Here is a 21,790-nt window from a genome sequence, read left to right on the forward strand (position 1 = left end):
ACCCGTCAGGCTTTCGTTGTCGCCGTTGTCGGCACCCCACGCGATCGCCAGCGTCCCGCCGGTCTTGTTGGTGGTCACGTCATAATTGAACAGGCGGTCGTCGTCGCCCAGACCGCCACGGTCCTCGTTGCCCGGGCCAGCAACCGCACGCTGCTCTTCCTCGACCACACCGCTTTCAATCGCAGAGGCATCAATCAACGGCACATCGTCGACAACATTCACGACAAAGCTGCCGGTTGCGGTGTCGCCATCCGAATCGCTCGCGGTAAAATTGAAGGTGAGCGAAAGCGCATTTTCGCCGTCGCCTTCCGCATGATCGAGCGGCTTGACCAGCGTAAAGCTGTATTCACCGTCGTTGGCGTCGGACAATTCGGCATGGAACACGACACCTGCGCCATCGATCGCTGCAGGCACCTCCGCGCCGGTGTAGCCGACCAATGTACCATCGGCGAGAACGACCGTATGGACTGCATTGCCACCCGAGGTGAGTTCCGCGCCATAGGCGCCTTCAACTGCAACAGCTGCATCGGTGAATGCGACAGAACGGTCATTGCTGCCGCCGGCATTCGCGTTATCGGCACCCCAATCGATATTGAGGGAGACGCCACTGACGGACTTTGCAAAACCGTCAGCCTCGTCATTTCCGCCAATCAGCCCCTCATCTTCAACCGTCGCGCTTTCGCTGGTTCCGACAACCGGAGCATCGTCTCCGATGTCGATGGATGCGGTACCGACGACAGCATCGCCGTCGAGATCGGTGACCGTATAGGTGAAATTCAGGCGCAGGATGTCTTCAGCGCTCGTTTCACCGAGGTCTGGGTGATCGACCGCCGCAAGCTGAGTAAAGGTGAAAGCGCCAGTTGTGACATCCGTGATCTCAAGAGTGAAGACCACAACGCCGCCAGCTGTCCCCGTCAGCGTCAATCCATCCACAGACGATGTGACAATCACGTCTACGCCACCGGAGGTCAGCCCGGTCGCTGTTCCCGTGTCGCTCGGCTCGTCCATATCGAACGCGCCGGCGAAGCCGATTGCCGTAATCACACCGCCATCGGCACCACCGTTAAAGCCGAAGAAACCCTTGATAACCCCAGTTTCAAAGAGATTGCCATCCGCATCTTCTTCAAGGAAGAATGGTCCGCTCGCGATGATGGTCGGCGTATCGTCGAAATCTTCCTCATTGTTCCCATCGGCACCGAAGGCCAGCTCCGTATTGCCCAGAAGATCCAGCAAGGATGGCGGCGCGTTGTCCACATTCGGAAGACCATCGTCGAAATCGCCGCCCGAGCCATCCGCACCGGCTGTGACGACGGCCAGATTGCCTTCAGGACCGGCGGCGACATTGATGCCGCTCTGCTCGAGAACCGCGACCACAACCTGCTGCGGAACTTCGACGTCACCGATCAGGAACGTCGGAATGTTGTCGGCGCCGCCGAGAATGACGATCTCGCGGCCATCGGCCTGGACGAGAATGAGGTCATCGCCCTCAACCCGGATCTCGTCGACCGTCGCATTTTCCGGCAGGACAACGACATTATTCTCGTTTGCTGCAAGTTCGGTCGGGAATGCCTGTCCTTCAGGAACGCGATCGGTGCGCTGCGCTGATTGAGTTTCCGCCTGTGCGATTTGAACTTCGCCAACACGGTCGCTGGTGTCGTTCAAAGAAATGAAATCTTCGAGCGCTGAAGCACTTTCGCTCAGGCCCACAACATTTTCTTCACCACTGCCAATGCGATCTTCAATAGACATAACAAACCCCCAGAATTTAAACATTGGGGGCAAAAGAAGACATCGGCTTTCTTCGTGCAACCGTTTATTAAAGCTTCGGCATAGTATGTTATGCAAGTCCAAATAAATAATTCACGATTGGTTAACCGTGATGCTTTTCAGGCACAAAATAAAGCCAAACACTTTATAAAGCATAATATTTAAAATGCTTTAGGTTCACGCAAAAGCTGTCGGGCCGGTCCCGATTTGGCACGCTTTTGCGCCCGTGTCAGGTTCCTCAACCGATGCGGTATTCGTTGAGCGTGCCCGCCCACCGATCTCCGGGACGCGCATCGCTTTGCAATCGCAGGTTGGCAAAATGTCGTCGCGACGATAGTCGCTGTGACAGACGCCGACCGGCCGCTCATGGCAGTCACTCGATCCGCAACCAAACCGCTATGACACATAGCGAGCGGATAGCGGCGATTGCAGGGAGAGAATTAAGGTCACGAAATCAGTATTTTAAAGCAAAGAACGATTGTTCTTACGGCCGCCATTTTCCCAATTGACAGCGAAATCACGGAGGTAGTTAATTCCGCCATTGAATGACCATCCAAAATCACCAAGGGGAATATGATGCGTCGCACCAGTTTTATTGACAGCCTTGCCACCGGTCGCATCTCGCGCCGCGACGCACTCAAGGCAGCAGCCGCTTTCGGCGTTGGCATGGCGATCAAGCCTCCAGGTGCGCAGGCTGCAGAGGTACTCACCTGCATGGAATGGGCAGGCTTCGACGATCCCGCCTATTTTTCGCCGTTTGAATCGAAGCATGGCACGCCGAACTTCTCCACCTTTTCCGGCGAGGAAGAAGCGCTTGCCAAGGTCCGTGCCGGCTTCAACGCCGACATGATGCACCCTTGCAACTATTCCGTGGGACGCTTCGTCGAGGCTGGCCTCACCGTCCCGGTCGATACCGCCAAGCTCTCCAACTGGAAGGATGTCTTTCCGGAACTGCAGACGGCCAACGGCGTCGTCGTCGACGGCAACGTCGTCATGGTGCCGGCAGATTGGGGCTCGTCTTCGATCATCTACCGTCCAGATCTGATCGGCGACGCCTTCAAGGATGGCGAGAGCTGGTCGATCTTCTTCGACGATGCCTTCGAAGGTAAAGTCGCCCTGCTCGACGATCCGCTGGTCATTGCACTCGGGGCCATGGTCAAGGGCATGCCCTACAAGCAGGCCAATCTTTTGACCGGCACGGAGCTTCAGGCATCGCTCGATTTTGCCGCAAAGGCCGTGCGCAACAGCCGCTTCCTCGGCGGCGATCAGACTGAAGTGCAGCAGGCGCTTGCCTCAGGCGAGATTGTTGCGGCCTATGCCTGGAACGACGCAGTCAAGAACCTCAAGGGCGAAGGCATCAATATTGCCTATGCCAGGCCAAAGGAAGGCTATTTCACATGGTTCTGCGGTCTGACCATTCTCAATAGCGGCAAGGCCGATCCGGCGCTTGCCTATGACTTCATCGATGCATGGCTGTCGCCGGAAACAGGCAAATTGCTGATTGAAGGCTCCGGCTATGGCCATTCCAACATGAAGTCGTTCGAAGCTGCAGATCCCAAGCAGGTGGAAGCCATGGGCATCACCGATCCGGTCGAATTCATGAAAAGCGCGACCCTGTTCGAGCCGCAGCCCAGCGCTGTTGTGAACGAACAGACGGAGGCCTGGGAGCAGATCAAGGCGCTCAAACTTTAAGGGTGTCATGACTTTATATCGCAAGACTGCATCTGCCGGACCGGCATTAGCGGCACGTTCCGCTATTGCTGCCGGCATATTCCTCCTGCTTGCCGCTCCGCTTATCATTCTTCTGGTGATGAGCTTCTGGCGCCAGCAGGGATTCGACATCCTGCCGGCCTTCACCTTCGACAATTATTGGAAGCTGATTGAGCCGAGCGACCGGGCAACGGTGTGGATGGGCATCCCCTTCCCGCTTCAATATCCGGTTCCGGCCGTCCTTCTGGTCAAATCGCTGATCATGTCGCTTGCGGCCACGACCTCGGTCATTTTGATGGCCTACCCAATGGCCTATTTCCTCGCCTTCAGGGTGACAAAGCACAAGGTCGTATGGCTTATCCTGATCAGCATTCCATTCTGGACCAGCTATCTGCTGCGCATATTCGCCTGGAAGATTGTGCTGGGCTATAACGGGGCCATCAACAGCGGTCTGATGAGCCTCGGCATCATCAGGGAACCACTCTCGTTCCTGCTTTATAACCCGGCAGCCGTGGTGCTCACACTCGCCCATGCCTGGGTCACATTTGCCATTTTGCCAATCTATGTCTCGCTGGAAAAGCTCGATCGCTCGCTACTTGAGGCCGCGACCGATCTCGGCGATAGCAAATGGCGGCGCTTTCGCCGCATCACCCTGCCGCTCTCTCTGCCCGGCGTCGTGTCGGCATCTCTGCTGGTCTTCATTCCGACCGTCGGCGATTACGTGACACCGACCTTGGTGGGCGGTCCCGGCGGCAGCATGATCGGCAACGTCATTCAGGCGCTGTTCTTCAAGCAGGACAATGCGCCGCTCGGTGCTGCCGTCTCTGTCGCGATGCTGGTATTCACCATCGGCGTCAGTGGACTTTTCCTCTGGGCGGTCGGCTACAAGAAAATGCGCGAACGGAGCGCCTGAGAACATGAAGAAATCTTTCGATGGCTTTACCGCCTATGCGCTCGTCTTCATGGTCTTTCTCTATGCACCCGTCGTGCTGTTGCCGCTCTTTTCGTTCAATGACAACACCTTCGCCATCTTCCCGCTAAAGGGCTTCACGCTGAAGCACTATGTGGCGATGGCCGACAACAGGTCCATGCTGGATGCGCTCGGCAACAGCCTGATGGTGGGCGTCATTGCATCGGTAACAGCGACGGCGCTGGGGCTGGTTGCCGCCATCACATTGTCGCGAAAGAAGCTGCCGGCCAGCAATTTTCTTCTGGGCACCATCATGCTGCCGCTGATCGTTCCCTCGATCATTTTCGCGGTCGCATTCCTGGTATTGATGGTCAAGGTTCTGGGCATCAACCTGTCGCTCTGGACCATCATGATTGCCCATATCTTCCTCTGCCTGCCCTTCTCCGTGATGGTCCTGATGGCGCGGCTGGAAGGACTCGATCGCAGCCTGGAGGAAGCCTCCTATGATCTGGGCGAAGGAAGCTGGGGCACGTTTCGCAGGGTCACGCTGCCGCTTGTGATGCCAGCCGTCATCTCCAGCCTGCTGATGTGCTTTGTCACCTCCTTTGATGAATTCGTGATGGCGTTCTTCCTGTCGGGGACCCAGCCGACACTTCCGGTCTTTCTCTATGGCCAGCTGCGATTTCCCAATAAACTCCCCTCTGTGCTGGCACTCGGTTCGCTGATCCTGATTGCCTCCACCATTCTGGCGGTGACCGCTGAACTGTTGCGACGGCGGGGCGGAGCGCAGCTATCTGCTACCGACGTTTAGGATCCGACAACCCGAGCGAATCGACCGGTCTTTAAGGCCGGTCCGCACCCTGCATGCCCACTGAAAGGCAAACGTCCATGACGGCACCTGATCTGATCGTTACCAATGGCGATATCGTCACCATGGATCCGTTGACGCCGCGTGTCGCGGCACTCGCCATATCGGCCGGCCGCATCGCAGCACTGGGATCAGCAGAAGAAATCGCCTCATTGGCCGGACCCGACACCAAAGTCATAGACGCCGGCGGCAGACTGGTCCTGCCCGGATTTCAGGACACGCACCTGCATCTCCAGGATAGCGGCTTCGAATATGGAAAGAACGCCAATCTCGATGGCTGCGAAACCGTGGAAGCGTTGCAAACGGTTTTGCGCGAGTGGGGAGCTGGCACCGATGCCGAATGGGTCAATGGCGTCGGCTGGTATTCCGGCATCTTTACCGAACACAACCTGACGCGTCAGGTGCTGGACGAAGTCGTCGCAGACCGACCGTGCTATATCCTGGCCTCAGATGGGCACAATGCCTGCATGAACACAAAGGCCTGCGAGTTGCTCGGCATCGCAAAAGGCATCACCGATCCTCCCGGCGGCCATTTCGTTCTGGATGCCGATGGCGTTCCAACCGGGCTTCTCTATGAAGACGCAATCGACTGGGCCAAGGAGCGGATGCCGGCCCCCAGCGACGAGGATTTCGCCGACGGTGTTCGCTTTGCCCAGGCCCACGCCAACAGCCATGGCATTACCGGCGTGTTGGACGCCTCGGTCAATGAGCGCCACGCACGCGTCTACCGGTCATTGGAGGCCGCGGGTGAACTGAGTGTCCGCATCTGCGCTACCGCCAAGGTATTGCCGGAAGAAGATACGGCAAATGCCCTTGCCCGCGTCGAGGCCTTGCGTCGCGAAAACGATACAGAGATGTATCGGATCCACTCGGCGAAATTCTTCCTCGATGGCGTGTTTGAAAACCGCACCGCCGTGATGATCGATGACTATAGCGATGAGGCCGGAGGAAATTACCCGCTGATGTTCGACTATGAACAGGTCAAGGAACTCTTCACGGCATTCGATGCCGCCCGTTTCCAGATCCATGTCCACGCGATCGGTGACGGCGCCGTGCGCGCAGCACTCGACGGCATGGAGACGGCGCGCAAAGCCAATGGCGCCTGGCCAAGCCTGCATCAGATCGCCCACATACAGGCCATCCATCCAGACGATATTCCGCGCTTCCATGACCTGGGCGTCGTTGCCAATATCCAGACCCTTTGGGCGCGCAACGAGCCTTCTGTGACGGATTGTGCTGCGCCGATGATGGGGCCGGAGCGGACGAAATACATGTATGCCTTCCGCTCGTTGATCGATGCCGGTGCGCCCTATGCGCTATCGAGCGACTGGGGCGTTTCCACGCTCAATCCGTTCAAGATCATGGAAACGGCCATTACCCGCCAGCCGCGCAAGCGCAAAAGCAATGTCGAGCCATTCCTGCCCGAACAACGCCTGACGCGCGAGCAATGCGTGAAGGGCTACACAACGCATGCTGCCGAAGCAGCCTGGCGTGCCCGCGATACGGGTTCGCTGTCGGTGGGAAAATACGCCGATGTGATCATCCTCGATCGCGATATTTTCCACTGCGATGTCTACGAGATCGGCGATACGCAAGTGCTTCTGACCCTGCTTGGCGGCAAGGAAGTTCACCGGGCGGAGAATTTTTCATAAAACCATACACGCGTGATTGGAGACCCGTGCTCCAGCCTCTGATACGCACAAAAAAGAGCCCGGCAATGCCGGGCCCCAAATCCCCTCTCCGGGATAAACTGTCAGTCTGTGACGATGGCTTCAGATCGCCAGATATTCATTGCGAAGCTCTTCATTGTCGAGAACTTCTCTGGCGGAACCGGCAAAGACCACGGTGCCTGTATCCATGATCACAGCCTTGTCGGACAGCCGAAGGGCCGCCACTGCGTTTTGCTCGACGATGATGGTTGTAATGCCGAGATCGCGGATCTGCCGGACGATCTTTTCGATCTCCTGCACGATAACCGGCGCCAGTCCCTCATAGGGCTCGTCCAGGAACAGGATCTTGATATCGCGCGCCAATGCGCGGGCAACCGACAGCATCTGCTGCTCGCCGCCGGACATGGTTGTGGCCTCCTGCATGCGCCGCTCGGCAAGGCGCGGGAAGTGATCGTAGATCTTCTCCAGCGTCCATCCAATTTGCCCTGAGACCTGTGCGAGGATCAGATTTTCCTCCACCGTCAACCCACCAATGATACGCCGGTCCTCGGGCACAAGCTGCACGCCCGCCTGGGCTGCCTGAAAGGCCTTCATATTGTGCAAAGGCTCTCCGTCGAGCCAGATCTCGCCGCTCTTGAGTGCCGGACTGTCGGCACGCGCCAATGTGCGCAGGGTCGACGTCTTGCCTGCGCCATTGCGGCCGAGCAATGACAGGATCTCACCTTTGTTGATATCGAAGGAGACGCCCTGAACGATATAGGATTCGCCATACCAGGAATGGATATCTCTAACGCTGAAAAACGGTTTGTCGTCGGCAGCCTGCACGGTTTTCACCTCTCCCGTCGTCATGGTATTATGAGCCACAACATTCATTCATGCGCCTCCCCCAGATAGGCTTCTTTCACCTTGGGATTGCCGCGCACCTCCTCCGGTAAACCTTCGGCGATAATGCGTCCCTGCGCAAGAACACTGATCTTGTCGGCCAGCGAGAACACCACATGCATGTCGTGCTCGATGATGACCTTGGTCATGCCGCGCGCCTTGATGCGCTTCAAAAGCTCGATGGTCATATTGGTATCGTGCCGCGCCATGCCGGCCGTCGGCTCGTCCAGCAGCAGAAGCTTGGGCTTCTGGATCAGGCACATGGCCAGCTCCAGTCGCCGCTTGTCGCCGCGCGAGAGCGAGCCCGCCTCGTCAAAGCGACGCTCGAACAGTCCGATATCCTGAAGCGTGAACTCTGCCTCTTCGCGGATATCTTTCTCTCCGGACAAACCTCTCATTGCATTGAACCGAAACGCACCGTCCCGCTTGGCGAAGGCCGGGATCATGACATTGTCGAGCAGTGACAGATCCGGAAAGATCTCCGGCGTCTGGAACACACGGCTCACGCCGAGCTGGTTGATCTCATGCGGCGCATGGCGATCCAGCGTATTGCCATTGAAGACCACATGTCCCCTGTCCGGCTTGATACGCCCGATGCAGACATTGAGCAGTGTCGACTTTCCGGCGCCGTTCGGCCCGATGATGGCATGGACCTTTCCCTCCTCGACCTGAAGGTCGACATCGGAAAGCGCTCTCAGACCGCCGAAGCTCTTGTGGACGTCCGCGACATGCAGGACGATATTCTTGTCGGATGTCGTCATTGTCTCACTCCGCCGGCTGCGCATGGCCGCTTATGGCCTTCTTGTCACCGTCTCCGCCCTTGCCAAACAGGTTGGCGAGACGGCGCACGCCTTCCATGATGCCACCCGGCAGGAAGATGACGATCAGCATGAACACCACACCCAGCGTCAGGCTCCACCCTTCCCCAACGAACAACGACAGGATGCCGACCACCGGTTTTTCGATGAATTCCGGCAGAAAGCTGAACGCCGAATGCAGGGTGGCATCGTTGAACGACGAGAAGATGTTTTCGAAATACTTGATCACAACGCCACCGACCACCGGGCCGATCAACGTCCCCACACCGCCCAGAATGGTCATCAGGACCACTTCACCCGACGCCGTCCACTGCAGACGTTCGGCACCGGCCAGCGGATCGGTTGCCGCCATCAGCGAACCTGCAACCCCTGCATAGATGCCGGAAATGATGAAGGCCGTCAGCAGATAAGGCCGCGTGTTGAAGCCCGTATAGCGCATGCGGGTCTGGTTGGACTTGATCGCTCTAAGCATCATTCCGAAAGGCGAACGGAAAATGCGCATGGCGATGAAGAAACCGACGATCAGCATAACAGCGGTAAAGTAAAATCCGCCCAGACCGCCGCCTGAAATATCCATGCCAAACAAATTGGTGCGCGGCAGTCCAGCTCCTGGCGTGATGAACATCGCATCGATCACCCGCGGATCGCGAAGGGACAATTGCAGTCCCGTTTCCCCGTTGGTGAGCGGCGTCAGCACCGAATAGGCCAGATTGTAGCACATCTGCGCAAAGGCCAGCGTGAGGATCGAGAAGTAGATACCCGACCGCCTGAGGCTGACAAAGCCGATCACGGCTGCAAAGATGGCGGCAAACACCACCGACATCAGGATCGACGGGATCACATTCATCGTAAACAGCTTGAACGACCAGACAGCGGCATAGGACCCGACGCCCAGAAAGGCAGCGTGACCGAACGAAAGGTAGCCGGTTAGGCCGAACAGAATATTGAAGCCGATCGCGAAAATCCCGAAGATACAGAATTTCTGCAACAGCGCCGGATAGGCAGCACCCAGCGGCTTGAAGAGAATGGGAGCGGCCAGAACCACGGCGGAAAACACCAGGAACATGATCCAGTCACGACGCGAGAGATTTGCAAACATTTGGATCAGTCCTCCATCACGCCTTTACGGCCCAAGAGCCCACGCGGCATGGTCAAAAGGATCACCACGGCAACCAGATAGATGATGATCTGGTCGATGCCCGGGAAGATGCTTTTGACTTCATTCATCGATGCGAAAGATTGCAGAATGCCGAGCAGGAAACCGGCGGCAACGGCACCCGGCAGCGAGCCCATGCCCCCGACGACCACCACGACGAAGGACAGAACCAGAAAGTCCATGCCCATGTGATAGTCCGGCGGCAGGATCGGCGTGTACATGACACCCGCAACACCTGCCACCACAGCGGCAATGCCGAAGACGACGGTAAAGCGGCGCTCGATATCGATCCCCAGCAGACCGACCGTTTCGCGGTCACGCATGCCGGCACGCACGACCATTCCGTAGGTTGTGAACTGGAGGAAGGCAAATACCGCACCGATGACGCCGAGCGAGAAGAACAGGTAGACCAGACGCCACCACGGATAAGGGATCGCATCGCCCAGCCCCATCAGCATGCCCACCTGAGCGGTGCCGGAAAATGCATCCGGCGCGCCCTGTGGAATGGGATTTGCGCCGAAGAAATGCTTGATGATTTCCTGAATGACGATGGCAAGGCCGAATGTCACCAGAATCTGATCCGCATGTGGCCGATTGTAGAAATAGCGGATGAGCCCGCGCTCCATGGCAATGCCGATCAGCAGCATCACCGGGATGGCGACGATAATGGAGACAGGAACCGAGTAGTTCAGCAGAAACTGCCCGAAGTCGCCCATATAGGCTTCGATATAGGGCGTGCGGATTTCCATCGGCGTGCCCCAGGCCGTGGTCTGGCTTGGATCGACAACGACCTTTTCCAGCGTCAGCAACTTGTTGAAGGTCACCGCGCAAAAGGCACCGAGCATGAACAGGGCGCCATGCGCAAAATTGACCACGCCCAGCGTGCCGAAAACCAGAGTGAGCCCCAATGCGATCAACGCATAGGCCCCTCCCTTGTCGAGTCCGTTCAGAATTTGAAGAATAATTGCGTCCATGGGGCCGCCACAACCTCAGCAAGGATAAATACACAAGGCCAAACGGCCGCCATACACCGGCGGCCGAAATGGAATGCTCAGCAGATCAGCACTGCTTTGCGTCGTAGGGACCGAGGTCACCACCGAAGATCGCTGGATCGTAGGTCACGTCCTTGGCCGAAACGATCTTTTCAACCTGCAACAGGTCGTACTTGTCCTTCGGATTGTCCTTGCCCTTCACGACGAGAACATCCTTGAAGCACTGGTGGTCGCTGTCGCGGTAAAGCGTCGGACCATTACCAAGACCGTCGAACTCGAAACCTTCGAGCGCCTTGATGACTTCCGGCGCAAAGAAGGTCCCGGCACGCTCACAGGCATCCGCATAAAGGATGGTCTGCGCGTAGGCGGTCTGTGCGGCCTGCGATGGCGGGGTGCTGTATTCCTTGCCGAACGACTGAACGAAAGCCTTCGTGCCGTCGTTGTCGAGCTTCCAGTCCCAGTTGGCCGTGCCGAGAATGCCCTTGATCGCATCGCCGGCACCCTGTGCCATCAGTTCGGAAAACAGCGGAACAACGATCTCGAAGTTCTTGCCGTTGACCTGCTTCTCACGCATGCCGAACTGTACGGCCTGCGTCAGCGAGTTCACCATGTCCTTGCCATAGTGGTTCAGGATCAGGACGTCGGCACCCGAGCTGAGAACCGGTGTCAGATACTGCGAGAAGTCGCCTGCACCCAGCGGGGTGCGAACGGCATTGACCGTTTCCCAGCCCAGAGCCTCGGTTGCGTTCTTGATCGACTCTTCCTGCGTCCAGCCCCAGGTATAGTCGGCTGTCAGGTGGTAAGCGCGACGATCCTTGCCGTAATATTCGGCGAGAACCGGCCCAAGCGCCACACCGGACATATAGGCATTGAAGAAGTGACGGAAACCATAGCGCTTCTTGTCCTTGCCGGTGGTGTCGTTGGAGTGTGTAAGGCACGACATGAACATGACGCCCATATCCTGGCAAAGGCTTTGAACGGCAACCGCCACACCGGACGACGAACCACCGGTGATCATGATGGCGCCTTCCTTCTCGATCATGCGCTTGGCGCTGTCTCGAGCGGCATCGGATTTTGTCTGCGTATCACCGGTGACGAAAGCCACCTTCTTGCCCAGAACGCCATTACCCTTCAGCGCCTTGGATGAGAAGGTCGTCAGCGCACCGCCGTCTCCCTCTCCATTCAGATGCTTGACGGCCAGCTGATAGGCACGCAATTCGTCCGCGCCTTCGTCAGCGTAAGGTCCCGACTGCGGAACGTTGAAACCAAAGGTAACGGTGTCGCCGGTCGGCATGTTGCAAGACATGTCTTCGGCATAGGCGCCGCGCACGAAATGCAGCGGGGTCGCGAGCGCAACACCGGAGGCGGCGCCCACCTTGATCAGACCGCGCCGATTCATCAGAAATTTCGACATTAGACTCCTCCCAAGTCGTCTATTCATGCGCTCTACTCCTCAGAGGCGCAAATGGGAGGCTAACAACCGCGCGTAATGCCGCAATTGACAAAAAGTTATAAGACTAAAGTCTGGCTTGCTGGGAAATTCTGAAAAGAAGCGCTTCGACGCCGATTTATGCCCGGAAAGCCGCTCTGCGGCACGTCGAACACGTACTTATGTTAGCCACAGTTCTGCTGCACTGCAAAACATTAAATTTATTTCACTGATGTTTTTGTCAATTCTGTGAAATTTTACGCCAACTTCCTACCTGAACAGCGATGATCATGGTCCGCATTATCCCGGAAAACGCGACCAGTTTGACGCCAGACAGGTCTGACTGGTCGCGACTCGCTTGAAAATGGCGGTCGGAATTGAATTTTGGAAAGCATGGATGAGCACTGAAGACACCCCAACTCCCGCCGGCAAATCGACAAAGACAGATCTTGCAGCCGTACTTGCAGCAGAGGGTAAGAAAAAGGGGCGTTCCCGCTGGCTCTGGCGTTCTATCTTCACACTGGCAATCCTTGCGGGGGCAGCAGGCTATTTCTATCTGAGCGCCGATGGCCCGGTCTACACATACAAGACAACAGACGCTGCCAAGGGCAATATCACGGTTCTGGTGACGGCGACCGGAACGCTGGAGCCGACTGTACAGATTAATGTCTCGAGCGAACAGTCCGGCACGGTTCGGGAAGTCATGGTCGACTACAACAGCCAGGTGAAGAAGGGCGAGGTCATGGCCAAGCTCGACACGACGTCGCTGGAGGCTGCCCTGAAAAGCGCCGAAGCGAGCCTGCTGGGCTACAAGGCCTCCGTGGCGAAAGCGGAAGCGGACATGAAGTCCGCAAAGGCCTCGCTCGACCGCTTGACCTCACTCGTCAGCAGCCGCGTCTCTACCCAGCAGGATCTCGACGCAGCGCGCTATAATTACGAGGCCGCGATGGCCACGCGCGACAGCGCCAAGGCCAATGTCATGCTCGGCGAGGCTGCCGTGGACACCGCCCGCACAAACCTTGCCAAGGCCACCATCGTTGCGCCGACAAACGGCATCGTTCTGTCGCGCGATGTCGATCCGGGTGCCACGGTTGCGGCCTCCCTGGAAGCGCCAACGCTCTTCACCATCGCCGGAGATCTGAAGAAGATGCAGCTCGAAGTCGCCATCGACGAGGCTGATGTGGGCGAAGTCGAGGTCGGGCAGCAAGCGACATTCACCGTAGACGCCTTCCCCAACCAGCACTTTCCCGCTGAAATCACCTCGGTCCGTTATGCGTCGACCACCACCAATGACGTGGTCACCTATACCGGCATCCTGTCGGTCGACAATGCCGAGATGAAACTGCGCCAGGGCATGACCGCGACGGCAGATATCATCGTCAAGCAGGTGACGGATGCACTCGTCGTGCCGAACTCCGCCTTGCGCTACAGCCCCAGCGCGGTGGCCAGCCAGTCTGCCTCGGACAGCGAACCCGGCATGTTCAGCATGTTCCGTCCGCCCCGCATGGGTCCCATTACCGCGCCTGAACCGACAGGCGACCAGCGCACGGTCTGGCTGCTCAAGGATGGCGTGCCCAAGGCGGTCAACATCACCATTGGCGCCACGGACGGCCAGAACACGGTGGTGGTGGAGGGAGACATCGCCATTGGCGACAAGGTCATCACCGACGACAGCGCGAGCCGCAGCTAATGGTGGATCAGATCCCTCCTCCGCTGGTCGAATTTCGCAAGGTCTCCAAGGTCTATGGTCGCGGCGAAGCGACCATTCGCGCGCTCGACAATGTCGACCTGCGCATCGATACCGGTGAGTTCGTCGCCATCATGGGACCGTCGGGCTCCGGTAAATCGACCTCGATGAATATCCTGGGATGCCTCGATGTGCCCAGTTCCGGCGAATATCTGTTTCAGGGCATGTCCATCAATGGACTGGACCGGGCGCAGCGCACGATCCTCAGACGGCACATGCTGGGCTTTATCTTCCAGGGCTTCAATCTCCTGGCACGGACGTCAGCGATGGAGAATGTCGAGCTGCCGCTGATCTATCGGGGCATGGAGACGAGACAGCGACGGGAGATGGCGCGAAAGGCCCTGGCGCAGGTCGGCCTTGCCGGTCGCGAGCACCACAAGACACAGGAACTCTCCGGCGGACAACAGCAGCGCGTGGCCATTGCCCGCGCCATAGTCTCGACTCCCGAGGTCCTGTTGGCGGATGAACCGACAGGCAATCTCGACAGCAGAACCAGCAATGAAATCATGGATCTGATTGTGGCCCTGAACCGCGACCACGGCATTACCGTCATCATGGTAACCCACGAAGACGATATCGCAGCCTATGCCAAACGGGTGGTCCGTTTCGTCGATGGTCACATACAATCCGACGAACGCAACCTTGAGGGCCAGCATGTTTCTTGAGACGGTCAAGCTCGCGCTACGCGCCATCACCCGGAACCTTTTGCGTTCCTTTCTGACCGTGCTGGGCGTGGTGATCGGCGTCGCCGCTGTTATCGCCATGGTGACCATCGGCAATGGAACGACAGCCCAGGTGACCGAGCAGATCTCCAAACTCGGAACCAACCTTTTGTTTGTGCGTCCCGGTCAGTTCGGGCCTGGTCGTGCCAGTGCCGATGCGAAGAAGTTCACCGAGCGCGATGTTGAGGCGATCCGCGACCAGATCTCCGGATTGCAGGCCGTTGCCGGCGTCAATCAGTCGAGTGCGACGGCGATCTTTTCCGGCCAGAGCCACAGCACCACGGTCACCGGCACTGTCAGCGACTACCTGATCGCCCAAAACTGGACCATCGGTGAAGGTCGCGGTTTCTCCTCGTCTGAGGATAAAAGCGGCCAGGCAGTCTGTATTATCGGCGCGACATTACAACAGGAGCTTTTCGGCTCCACCCCGCCCCTGGGCAAATCGGTCCGCGTGGGCTCTGTCGCCTGCACCGTGATCGGCCTTCTCGACAAGAAAGGGCAGAGCGGCATGGGCAATGACCAGGACGATGTGATCTTCATGCCGCTCAAGGTGTTCAACCGGCGCATCGGCGGCTCGAACATGATCTCCTCCATCGTCATCTCGGCCCGCGATGGCGTATCGACGCAGAAGGTTCAGGCAGATGTCGAGCGCCTCTTGCGCGAGCGCCGCAAGATCATCGCTGGACGAAAGGATGATTTCTCCGTGAACGACATGACGCAGATGGCCTCGACACTGACCGGGACGACGACGTTGATGACCGGTCTCTTGAGCGCCGTGGCCGCTGTCAGTCTGCTGGTTGGAGGGATAGGCATCATGAACATCATGCTGGTCTCTGTGACCGAGCGCACGCGCGAAATCGGAACGCGACTGGCCATCGGCGCGCTGGAAGGCCAGGTGCTGATGCAGTTTCTGGTCGAGGCCGTGACCTTGTCCGTATTTGGCGGCGCTGTCGGTATTCTGTTCGGCCTCGGCCTTGCTTACGGCGCGACCTCCTTCATGGCACTGCCCTTTGTCACCAGCCCCTCCATCATCATGATTGCGTTTCTCTTCTCCGCAGCAATCGGCATGGTCTTCGGCTACTTTCCCGCGCGAAGTGCTGCAAGACTGAACCCGATCGATGCCCTTCGCCATGAATAGGCGCATTCGCAACGCATTGTTTATTATTGACTAACACCCCCAATAGGCTGCGGACGCAAAATCATTCCAGCCATAGGAATTTTTTCCGAAAACACGGAATCTCGCCTCGACAGGCGATCTGCGGAGCGATGCGCAGCAAACGGGCGGAAGCCGGGCTTGCGACGACAAAACGGCCGTTAAGCCTTAGGTAAGGATAATTCGAGATCATTTTCATGTACTCGTCTGCGTCGCGCATGTGAGTTGGGCAATCGGGCTCGACCGAACCGAAAACAGGGCGTCAGGCGACCTTTGGAAGTTCACTCGAACCTGAGTGGGCTCACGCAACAGGATAATGCCATGCCCCGCTCGATCCCATTGCTTTGCCTGACCGTCACTTCTGCCCTTTTTACCATCGCCGCAAGCGCGCCCGCTTACGCCTATACAGTGCCGCAGGACTTGTCTGCCCTGCTCGATCCGCCGCGATCCTCCGCCCCCCTCAACTACTCAAGGCGCCTCGTCCCCTGCGTAGACGGGAGGGACACGAAAATCTCGATCAATGGGTCTATCGCCTACGGCCGCTGTTATGCGAAGTCGCTGGAATATTACCCCTCGTAAGCGGACAGTAAAAAGGCGCCAACCAAATCGGTCAGCGCCTTAACAGTAGCGATGATGGCTTAGCGAGCCTTAGCCCACGAATGCCCGTTCGATCACAAATTCAGACGGCTTGTTGTTGGCGCCTTCGTGAAGGCCTGCCTTTTCCAGTAGCGCCTTGGTATCCTTCAGCATGGCCGTAGAGCCGCAGATCATCCCACGGTCCACAGCCGGATCGAGCGGTGGCACGCCGAGATCGGCAAACAGTTTACCGCTTTCCATCAGGTCGGTAATACGACCCTTGAACGGATAATCTTCGCGCGTCACCGTGGAATAGAGCTTCAGCTTGTCGCCGACGATGTCCGGCAGGAATTCGTGATTCTTGATTTCCTCGATCAGGTCGAAGCCGTATTTCAGTTCCGCGACATCGCGGCACGTATGGGTGAGGATCACTTCCTCGAACTTCTCATAGGTTTCCGGATCGCGGATCAAGCTGGCAAAGGGTGCAATCCCGGTGCCGGTCGAAAACATATAAAGACGTTTCCCCGGTGTGAGCGCATCGAGGACGAGCGTGCCTGTGGGCTTCTTGCGCATCAGCACCTTGTCGCCCGGCTTGATCGCCTGCAGATGCGATGTCAGCGGACCATCGGGCACCTTGATGGAGAAGAACTCCAGTTCCTCATCCCAGGCGGGGCTTGCAATCGAATAGGCGCGATAGATCGGCTTTTCACCGACCATCAACCCGATCATGGCGAATTCGCCCGAACGAAAACGGAAGCCGTCCGGACGCGTCATGCGAAAGCGGAACAGGCGGTCCGTATAGTGGGTCACACTCAATACCGTCTCGGCATAAACGCCGTCGGGAACGGCAACGGCCGGGGTCTCGATCTTTGCAGGAGCGTTCATTCGCTATCTCGTCCTATTCGTCTCGTTCTGTCGGTCGGCGGTGCGTGCTGGCATTGCCAGCGGTGAGGCCTGAAACCAGCACTAAATCTCGCGCCAGCCACGACCTACTTAAAAATCTTGCACCGGTTTATCCAGATTTCCTTGATCCGCGTCAATCCATTTGGATTACATTGCGGGCCCTGCATGACGCTTATCCCAATCGCCGCCAGCTATAGCGACCAGTCTCGGCCGACGTTCTCGCTGCCGGCTGATAATGCTCGTCGATCCCTGGTAAACGCCCTTCTTCGAGCCGTCTCAGCGCCACCTCATTGGTGACAACAAAGCTGTCGATACCGGTCCGCAACATCAGAGGGATCTGGTCGATGAGAACATCGCCAGTGGCACGGATCTCGTTCTTGTAGTCCAGCCGGTCACGCAGCAGCGACGCCTGGCTGAAGCCGCGACCGTCGCTGAACGCCTTGAAGGTGAGCGCCACCACTTCCAGACGGTACAGATAGGGCTCAAGCGCCATCACGTCATCGGCAGGCCCCAGCAGCACCCCCATACCGACATCGTTGCTCTCATCGGCCGCCTTGATGAAATCCTCAAGCGGCAGAAGTGCGCGCTCCCCCTCGCCGGCCTTTACCTCTTCGGTTTCCACTACCCAGGCGTCATTGTCGATAAAGCCGGTTTCTTTCCAGATGCGGGTCATATTTGTCACGTCCCTCAGGCAGCTTCGGCCACGCCATAAAGCGCGTCCTTGAAGGGTTGCGGTCCAACGCGGCGATAAGCGTCGAGGAAGGTCTCGTCGGGGCTATGACGTAAACCGATATAGGTGTCGACAATGGTCTCAACCGCATCCGTCACCTTTTCAGGCTCGAACCCGCGACCGACGATCTCACCGATCGAGGTGTTCTCGTCACCCGATCCGCCGAGCGTGATCTGGTAGAGTTCTGCACCCTTCTTTTCCACGCCCAGAAGACCGATATGGCCGACATGGTGGTGACCACAGGCATTGATGCAGCCGGAAATCTTGATCTTCAAATCGCCAATCTCGGCCTGACGGGCGGCAGACCCGAACCGAACGGACAATTCCTGCGCAACCGGAATGGAGCGTGCATTGGCAAGCGCGCAATAGTCGAGCCCGGGACAGACGATCATGTCGGTAATCAGGCCGGCATTGGCAGTCGCCAAACCATCCTCCAGCAGCGCATCGTAAAGCGCCTTCAGGTCGGCACGCGCCACATGCGGGAATATCAGGTTCTGTTCATGGGAAACCCTGATCTCGTCAAACGCATAGCGCTCGGCCAGATCGGCGACATGGTCCATCTGGTCGTCCGTCGCATCGCCCGGAATGCCACCGATCGGCTTCAGCGAAATCGTCACCGTTGCGTAGTCAGGATGCTTGTGGGCACCGACATTGCGGCGAACCCAGTCGGAAAAACCGGAATCGGCCTTCTGCGCCTTTGCCATCGCCTCCCAACCCTCGGCACGCTCCGGCAGTTCCGGCGGTGCGAAATAAGTCTCGATCGAGCGAATGTCCTGATCGGGCAGTTTCAGCTCGCCGTCGCGAAGATGTGCGAACTCTGCGTCGATCTGGCTCGTCAGTTCCTCAACGCCGGTCTCATGGACCAGGATCTTGATCCGGGCCTTGTATTTGTTGTCGCGCCGACCGTGCAGATTGTAGACGCGCACGATGGCAGTCACATAGGTGAGCAGGTCTTCTTCCGGCAGGAAGTCTCGGATCTTCTTGGCAATCATCGGGGTACGCCCCTGCCCGCCACCGACATAAACCGCAAAGCCGAGCTTGCCGTCTTCATCCTTCTTCAGTTGCAGACCAATGTCATGCACCTGGATGGCAGCCCGGTCGGCCTCCGCACCGGTCACCGCGATCTTGAACTTGCGCGGCAGGTAGGAAAACTCCGGGTGAACCGACGACCACTGCCGCAGAATTTCCGCATAGGGACGTGGATCGGCCACTTCGTCAGCGGCGGCACCGGCAAAGTGATCGGCGGTGACATTGCGAATGCAATTGCCCGAAGTCTGGATCGCGTGCATTTCGACGCTTGCGAGCTTCTCCAGGATTTCCGGAATGTCCGACAGCTTCGGCCAGTTGAACTGGATGTTCTGCCGCGTGGTGAAATGGCCGTAGCCGCGGTCATATTCGCGAGCGATATGCCCGAGCATACGCATCTGTTTGGAATTGAGCGTGCCATAGGGAACGGCCACCCGCAGCATGTAGGCGTGCAGCTGCAGATAGACACCATTCATAAGCCTGAGCGGCTTGAAGGCATCTTCGGTGATCTCCCCGGACAGGCGCCGCTCCACCTGATCGCGAAACTGCGATACACGGGCTGATACGAAGGCGTGGTCGAATTCATCGTAACGATACATAACAGTCCTCAGGCGGCAATGAAATTTGGATCTGCAAAGCCGTGATCCTTGGCATAGGCCATGGTGGGGCCAGCAGCGCGGATACGCTCGCGCAAACGGGTGGGCCAGATCTTGCCATCGGTTTCCTCGACGTCGATCACGTTGACATCGACCACAAGATTGTCTGCCAGAGCCCGCTTGCCGGTTTCTTCCAGTGCCTGCACAGCTTCCGCATGGCGGGCAATGAAGGCAACCTGCAGGTCTTCGACCCAGTCTCCCGAAGCATCCAGCCAGACAGCGATGCCGTCGGTGAGCCGGTTGGCGGTCAATACCTTGTCAGCCATGTCAGTTCCTCGTCAGTTCGAAAGAAGCCGGCGCCTTGGCAAGCGACAGAGCTTCGGAATGGTCAAAATTGGCACCAGCCACTGCATCGCCGATGATCACCATCACAGGCCCATCCAGTCCCTCCACCTGCTCAAGGCGAGGCAGTTCCGACAATGTGCCATGCAGCAGGCGCCTGGATGTGCGGCCGGCATTTTCCACCACCGCGACAGTGGTATCTTCGGCAAGCCCGGCATCGATCAGCCGCTTGGCAACTGACGCCGCATTGCTGCGGCCCATATAGACGGCGACAGAGGCACCGGAGAGTGCCAGCTTGGCCCAGTCCGGCAGGCTCTTGCCGTTGAGATCGTGTCCGGTTGTAAACACCAGCGAAGACGACACACCACGCAGTGTCAACGGCAATTCGAAATCGGCAGCAGCTGCCAGTGCCGAGGTGATGCCAGGCACGATTTCATAGGCAACGCCTGCCGCGCGAAGTGCCGCCATTTCCTCACCGGCACGACCGAATACAAGCGGATCGCCGGCTTTCAACCGGACGACGCGCTTGCCCTCAAGGCCAAGTTGGACAAGCAGATCGTTGATTTCGTTTTGCGACTTGGAATGACAGCCTTTGCGCTTGCCAACCGAAATACGCTCGGCGTCACGACGGCCCATATCCACCACGGCCTGCGGAACCAAGGCATCGAACAGGATCACATCGGCTTCCATCAGGATGCGATGCGCTCTGAGCGTCAAAAGATCTTCCGCACCCGGACCCGCACCAATCAGGTAGACACGGCCTTCCGGCGCATGCGCGCGAGATTTTTTCAATAGCCGTGTCGCCAGACGACGCGCCTGACTTGTATCGCCCGCTTCAATCGCGTCAGCCACATCGCCCTTGAAGAAGGAGCGCCAGAACAGGCGGCGCGCGACACCGCGCGACAACAGACTGTCCACCGCCGAGCGATAGCTGCTGGCAAGAGATGCAAGCCTGCCGAGCGACTTTGGCAACATCCGGTCGACATCGGCGCGGATCATCTGCGCCAGAACAGGCCCTGCCCCCTCCGAGCCAATGGCGACCGCAATCGGAGCACGGTTCACGAGAGCCGGCGTGAAGAAGTCGCACCAGTCAGGCTGGTCGACGGCATTGGCTGGGATTTTTTTCGCCCGCGCGGCAGTGACGACCGCACGGTCGACAGCACCATCACCCGTCGCAGCAAACACCAGTTTGGCATCGTCCAGCTGGGACGCGTCGAACGTCGCCACATAATGCTCAATGCCCGAGCGCTTCAGATATGAATCATAATCCGCTTCAAACGCCTCGGCAAAAGCGATGACGCGCGCCTTGGTATTGGCAATCAGCCGCGCCTTCGCAAACGCCTCATCGCCGCCACCGCAAATGACGACCACTTCATCCGCTACACGGAAGAAGGCGGGAAAGACGCCCAATCTGTTGTCATCTGCTTGCATTGGTCGGTCCTGTTATCATTGCAGCAAATATTCCTGTTTCGGCGCGACAATTGAAGAAACAGAAATCCGGCGCCATCTCTGCGCGAACATTTCTTTGCTAGTCATCGTGCGATACGGAGTAAATATCACCGCCCGCCTGTCGGATAGGACGATCCTCGTAAATTCCATTTTACATTTACCCGATGGGTGGCGAAGGATAGGTGGACATGATCGATACGGGTAGCCTATCCCGTTCCTCTAACGCAGACGGTGTCTCGCAGCATTGTTGCGGGAAAGCGCTTTCGGCGCGTATTCTCCCCACCTGTGGCGAGGTGACCTTAAGCCGAATGGGGGAGTAGGCGCCCGTAACCATAGCTATTGTC

At 57.9% G+C, this 21,790-nt stretch carries 19 protein-coding genes; 8 read left to right on the forward strand and 11 right to left on the reverse strand.

What is annotated here, in order from left to right; translation table 11 throughout:
- On the reverse strand, positions 1–1,749 hold a 1,749-nt coding region (locus ACQQ2Q_RS09300), incomplete at its 3' end, for a DUF5801 repeats-in-toxin domain-containing protein (RefSeq protein ID WP_428186796.1).
- A 591-nt stretch (positions 1,750–2,340) separates the two neighbouring features.
- Between ACQQ2Q_RS09300 and ACQQ2Q_RS09305 the strand changes: the two genes are divergently transcribed.
- The 4 genes from ACQQ2Q_RS09305 (at position 2,341) to ACQQ2Q_RS09320 (ending at position 6,907) form a co-directional block, all read left to right on the forward strand.
- Positions 2,341–3,459, forward strand: a complete 1,119-nt coding sequence (locus tag ACQQ2Q_RS09305; protein WP_428186797.1) for an ABC transporter substrate-binding protein — start codon at positions 2,341–2,343, stop codon at positions 3,457–3,459.
- A gap of 7 nt (positions 3,460–3,466) precedes the next feature.
- The gene (locus ACQQ2Q_RS09310; RefSeq protein ID WP_428186798.1) at positions 3,467–4,390 is read left to right on the forward strand and encodes an ABC transporter permease; all 924 of its coding nucleotides are present in this window, start codon (positions 3,467–3,469) and stop codon (positions 4,388–4,390) included.
- Positions 4,391–4,394: 4 nt separating this feature from the next.
- Positions 4,395–5,198, forward strand: a complete 804-nt coding sequence (locus ACQQ2Q_RS09315; protein ID WP_428186799.1) for an ABC transporter permease — start codon at positions 4,395–4,397, stop codon at positions 5,196–5,198.
- A 77-nt stretch (positions 5,199–5,275) separates the two neighbouring features.
- Positions 5,276–6,907 (forward strand): amidohydrolase, encoded by a 1,632-nt coding sequence (locus ACQQ2Q_RS09320; RefSeq protein WP_428186800.1) that lies wholly within the window; start codon positions 5,276–5,278, stop codon positions 6,905–6,907.
- A gap of 120 nt (positions 6,908–7,027) precedes the next feature.
- On the opposite strand, the gene ACQQ2Q_RS09325 is transcribed toward ACQQ2Q_RS09320, so the two are convergent.
- The 5 genes from ACQQ2Q_RS09325 to ACQQ2Q_RS09345 form a co-directional block, all read right to left on the reverse strand.
- The gene (locus ACQQ2Q_RS09325; protein ID WP_428187471.1) at positions 7,028–7,774 is read right to left on the reverse strand and encodes an ABC transporter ATP-binding protein; all 747 of its coding nucleotides are present in this window, start codon (positions 7,772–7,774) and stop codon (positions 7,028–7,030) included.
- A gap of 20 nt (positions 7,775–7,794) precedes the next feature.
- Positions 7,795–8,568 (reverse strand): ABC transporter ATP-binding protein, encoded by a 774-nt coding sequence (locus tag ACQQ2Q_RS09330; RefSeq protein ID WP_428186801.1) that lies wholly within the window; start codon positions 8,566–8,568, stop codon positions 7,795–7,797.
- 4 nt (positions 8,569–8,572) lie between these two features.
- Positions 8,573–9,724, reverse strand: a complete 1,152-nt coding sequence (locus ACQQ2Q_RS09335) for a branched-chain amino acid ABC transporter permease (protein ID WP_428186802.1) — start codon at positions 9,722–9,724, stop codon at positions 8,573–8,575.
- A 5-nt stretch (positions 9,725–9,729) separates the two neighbouring features.
- Positions 9,730–10,755 (reverse strand): branched-chain amino acid ABC transporter permease, encoded by a 1,026-nt coding sequence (locus ACQQ2Q_RS09340; RefSeq protein ID WP_428186803.1) that lies wholly within the window; start codon positions 10,753–10,755, stop codon positions 9,730–9,732.
- An 85-nt stretch (positions 10,756–10,840) separates the two neighbouring features.
- Complete coding sequence (locus tag ACQQ2Q_RS09345; protein ID WP_428186804.1) at positions 10,841–12,187, reverse strand: substrate-binding protein; 1,347 nt, start codon at positions 12,185–12,187, stop codon at positions 10,841–10,843.
- A gap of 412 nt (positions 12,188–12,599) precedes the next feature.
- Here ACQQ2Q_RS09345 and ACQQ2Q_RS09350 point away from each other — a divergent pair, with 412 nt between their 5' ends.
- From ACQQ2Q_RS09350 to ACQQ2Q_RS09365, 4 genes are all read left to right on the forward strand, one after another.
- Complete coding sequence (locus ACQQ2Q_RS09350) at positions 12,600–13,892, forward strand: efflux RND transporter periplasmic adaptor subunit (protein WP_428186805.1); 1,293 nt, start codon at positions 12,600–12,602, stop codon at positions 13,890–13,892.
- Entirely contained in the window at positions 13,892–14,614 is a 723-nt protein-coding gene (locus ACQQ2Q_RS09355; protein ID WP_428186806.1) for an ABC transporter ATP-binding protein, read from the forward strand. Before ACQQ2Q_RS09350 ends, ACQQ2Q_RS09355 begins: the two co-directional genes overlap by 1 nt.
- Complete coding sequence (locus ACQQ2Q_RS09360; RefSeq protein WP_428186807.1) at positions 14,604–15,809, forward strand: ABC transporter permease; 1,206 nt, start codon at positions 14,604–14,606, stop codon at positions 15,807–15,809. Before ACQQ2Q_RS09355 ends, ACQQ2Q_RS09360 begins: the two co-directional genes overlap by 11 nt.
- 336 nt (positions 15,810–16,145) lie before the next feature.
- The gene (locus ACQQ2Q_RS09365; protein ID WP_428186808.1) at positions 16,146–16,403 is read left to right on the forward strand and encodes a hypothetical protein; all 258 of its coding nucleotides are present in this window, start codon (positions 16,146–16,148) and stop codon (positions 16,401–16,403) included.
- A gap of 69 nt (positions 16,404–16,472) precedes the next feature.
- Here the strand turns inward: ACQQ2Q_RS09365 and ACQQ2Q_RS09370 are convergent, their stop codons facing one another.
- The 5 genes from ACQQ2Q_RS09370 to cysG all read right to left on the reverse strand — a co-directional run bounded on the left by ACQQ2Q_RS09370 (position 16,473) and on the right by cysG (position 21,428).
- Positions 16,473–17,285 (reverse strand): ferredoxin--NADP reductase, encoded by an 813-nt coding sequence (locus ACQQ2Q_RS09370; protein WP_428186809.1) that lies wholly within the window; start codon positions 17,283–17,285, stop codon positions 16,473–16,475.
- Positions 17,286–17,475: 190 nt separating this feature from the next.
- Positions 17,476–17,976, reverse strand: coding sequence for a DUF934 domain-containing protein (locus ACQQ2Q_RS09375; RefSeq protein ID WP_428186810.1), 501 nt, complete (start codon positions 17,974–17,976; stop codon positions 17,476–17,478).
- Positions 17,977–17,990: 14 nt separating this feature from the next.
- On the reverse strand, positions 17,991–19,658 hold the full coding sequence (locus ACQQ2Q_RS09380; protein ID WP_428186811.1) for a nitrite/sulfite reductase: 1,668 nt from the start codon (positions 19,656–19,658) through the stop codon (positions 17,991–17,993).
- Positions 19,659–19,666: 8 nt separating this feature from the next.
- On the reverse strand, positions 19,667–19,981 hold the full coding sequence (locus ACQQ2Q_RS09385) for a DUF2849 domain-containing protein (protein WP_428186812.1): 315 nt from the start codon (positions 19,979–19,981) through the stop codon (positions 19,667–19,669).
- 1 nt (position 19,982) lies between these two features.
- Positions 19,983–21,428: a siroheme synthase CysG gene (gene cysG / locus ACQQ2Q_RS09390; RefSeq protein ID WP_428186813.1), complete on the reverse strand. Its 1,446-nt coding sequence runs from the start codon at positions 21,426–21,428 to the stop codon at positions 19,983–19,985.
- Positions 21,429–21,790: the final 362 nt, after the last annotated feature.

This window comes from Agrobacterium sp. ES01, from assembly GCF_050320885.1.
Lineage (GTDB): Bacteria > Pseudomonadota > Alphaproteobacteria > Rhizobiales > Rhizobiaceae > Allorhizobium.

Excerpts from the sequence above, each read along its gene's own strand:
- ACQQ2Q_RS09305 (WP_428186797.1), top strand. The coding sequence starts at position 2,341 with ATGATGCGTCGCACCAGTTTTATTGACAGCCTTGCCACCGGTCGCATC.
- ACQQ2Q_RS09310 (WP_428186798.1), top strand. The coding sequence starts at position 3,467 with ATGACTTTATATCGCAAGACTGCATCTGCCGGACCGGCATTAGCGGCA.
- ACQQ2Q_RS09315 (WP_428186799.1), top strand. The coding sequence starts at position 4,395 with ATGAAGAAATCTTTCGATGGCTTTACCGCCTATGCGCTCGTCTTCATG.
- ACQQ2Q_RS09320 (WP_428186800.1), top strand. The coding sequence starts at position 5,276 with ATGACGGCACCTGATCTGATCGTTACCAATGGCGATATCGTCACCATG.
- ACQQ2Q_RS09325 (WP_428187471.1), bottom strand. The coding sequence starts at position 7,774 with ATGACGACGGGAGAGGTGAAAACCGTGCAGGCTGCCGACGACAAACCG.
- ACQQ2Q_RS09330 (WP_428186801.1), bottom strand. The coding sequence starts at position 8,568 with ATGACGACATCCGACAAGAATATCGTCCTGCATGTCGCGGACGTCCAC.
- ACQQ2Q_RS09335 (WP_428186802.1), bottom strand. The coding sequence starts at position 9,724 with ATGTTTGCAAATCTCTCGCGTCGTGACTGGATCATGTTCCTGGTGTTT.
- ACQQ2Q_RS09340 (WP_428186803.1), bottom strand. The coding sequence starts at position 10,755 with ATGGACGCAATTATTCTTCAAATTCTGAACGGACTCGACAAGGGAGGG.
- ACQQ2Q_RS09345 (WP_428186804.1), bottom strand. The coding sequence starts at position 12,187 with ATGTCGAAATTTCTGATGAATCGGCGCGGTCTGATCAAGGTGGGCGCC.
- ACQQ2Q_RS09350 (WP_428186805.1), top strand. The coding sequence starts at position 12,600 with ATGAGCACTGAAGACACCCCAACTCCCGCCGGCAAATCGACAAAGACA.
- ACQQ2Q_RS09355 (WP_428186806.1), top strand. The coding sequence starts at position 13,892 with ATGGTGGATCAGATCCCTCCTCCGCTGGTCGAATTTCGCAAGGTCTCC.
- ACQQ2Q_RS09360 (WP_428186807.1), top strand. The coding sequence starts at position 14,604 with ATGTTTCTTGAGACGGTCAAGCTCGCGCTACGCGCCATCACCCGGAAC.
- ACQQ2Q_RS09365 (WP_428186808.1), top strand. The coding sequence starts at position 16,146 with ATGCCCCGCTCGATCCCATTGCTTTGCCTGACCGTCACTTCTGCCCTT.
- ACQQ2Q_RS09370 (WP_428186809.1), bottom strand. The coding sequence starts at position 17,285 with ATGAACGCTCCTGCAAAGATCGAGACCCCGGCCGTTGCCGTTCCCGAC.
- ACQQ2Q_RS09375 (WP_428186810.1), bottom strand. The coding sequence starts at position 17,976 with ATGACCCGCATCTGGAAAGAAACCGGCTTTATCGACAATGACGCCTGG.
- ACQQ2Q_RS09380 (WP_428186811.1), bottom strand. The coding sequence starts at position 19,658 with ATGTATCGTTACGATGAATTCGACCACGCCTTCGTATCAGCCCGTGTA.
- ACQQ2Q_RS09385 (WP_428186812.1), bottom strand. The coding sequence starts at position 19,981 with ATGGCTGACAAGGTATTGACCGCCAACCGGCTCACCGACGGCATCGCT.
- cysG (WP_428186813.1), bottom strand. The coding sequence starts at position 21,428 with ATGCAAGCAGATGACAACAGATTGGGCGTCTTTCCCGCCTTCTTCCGT.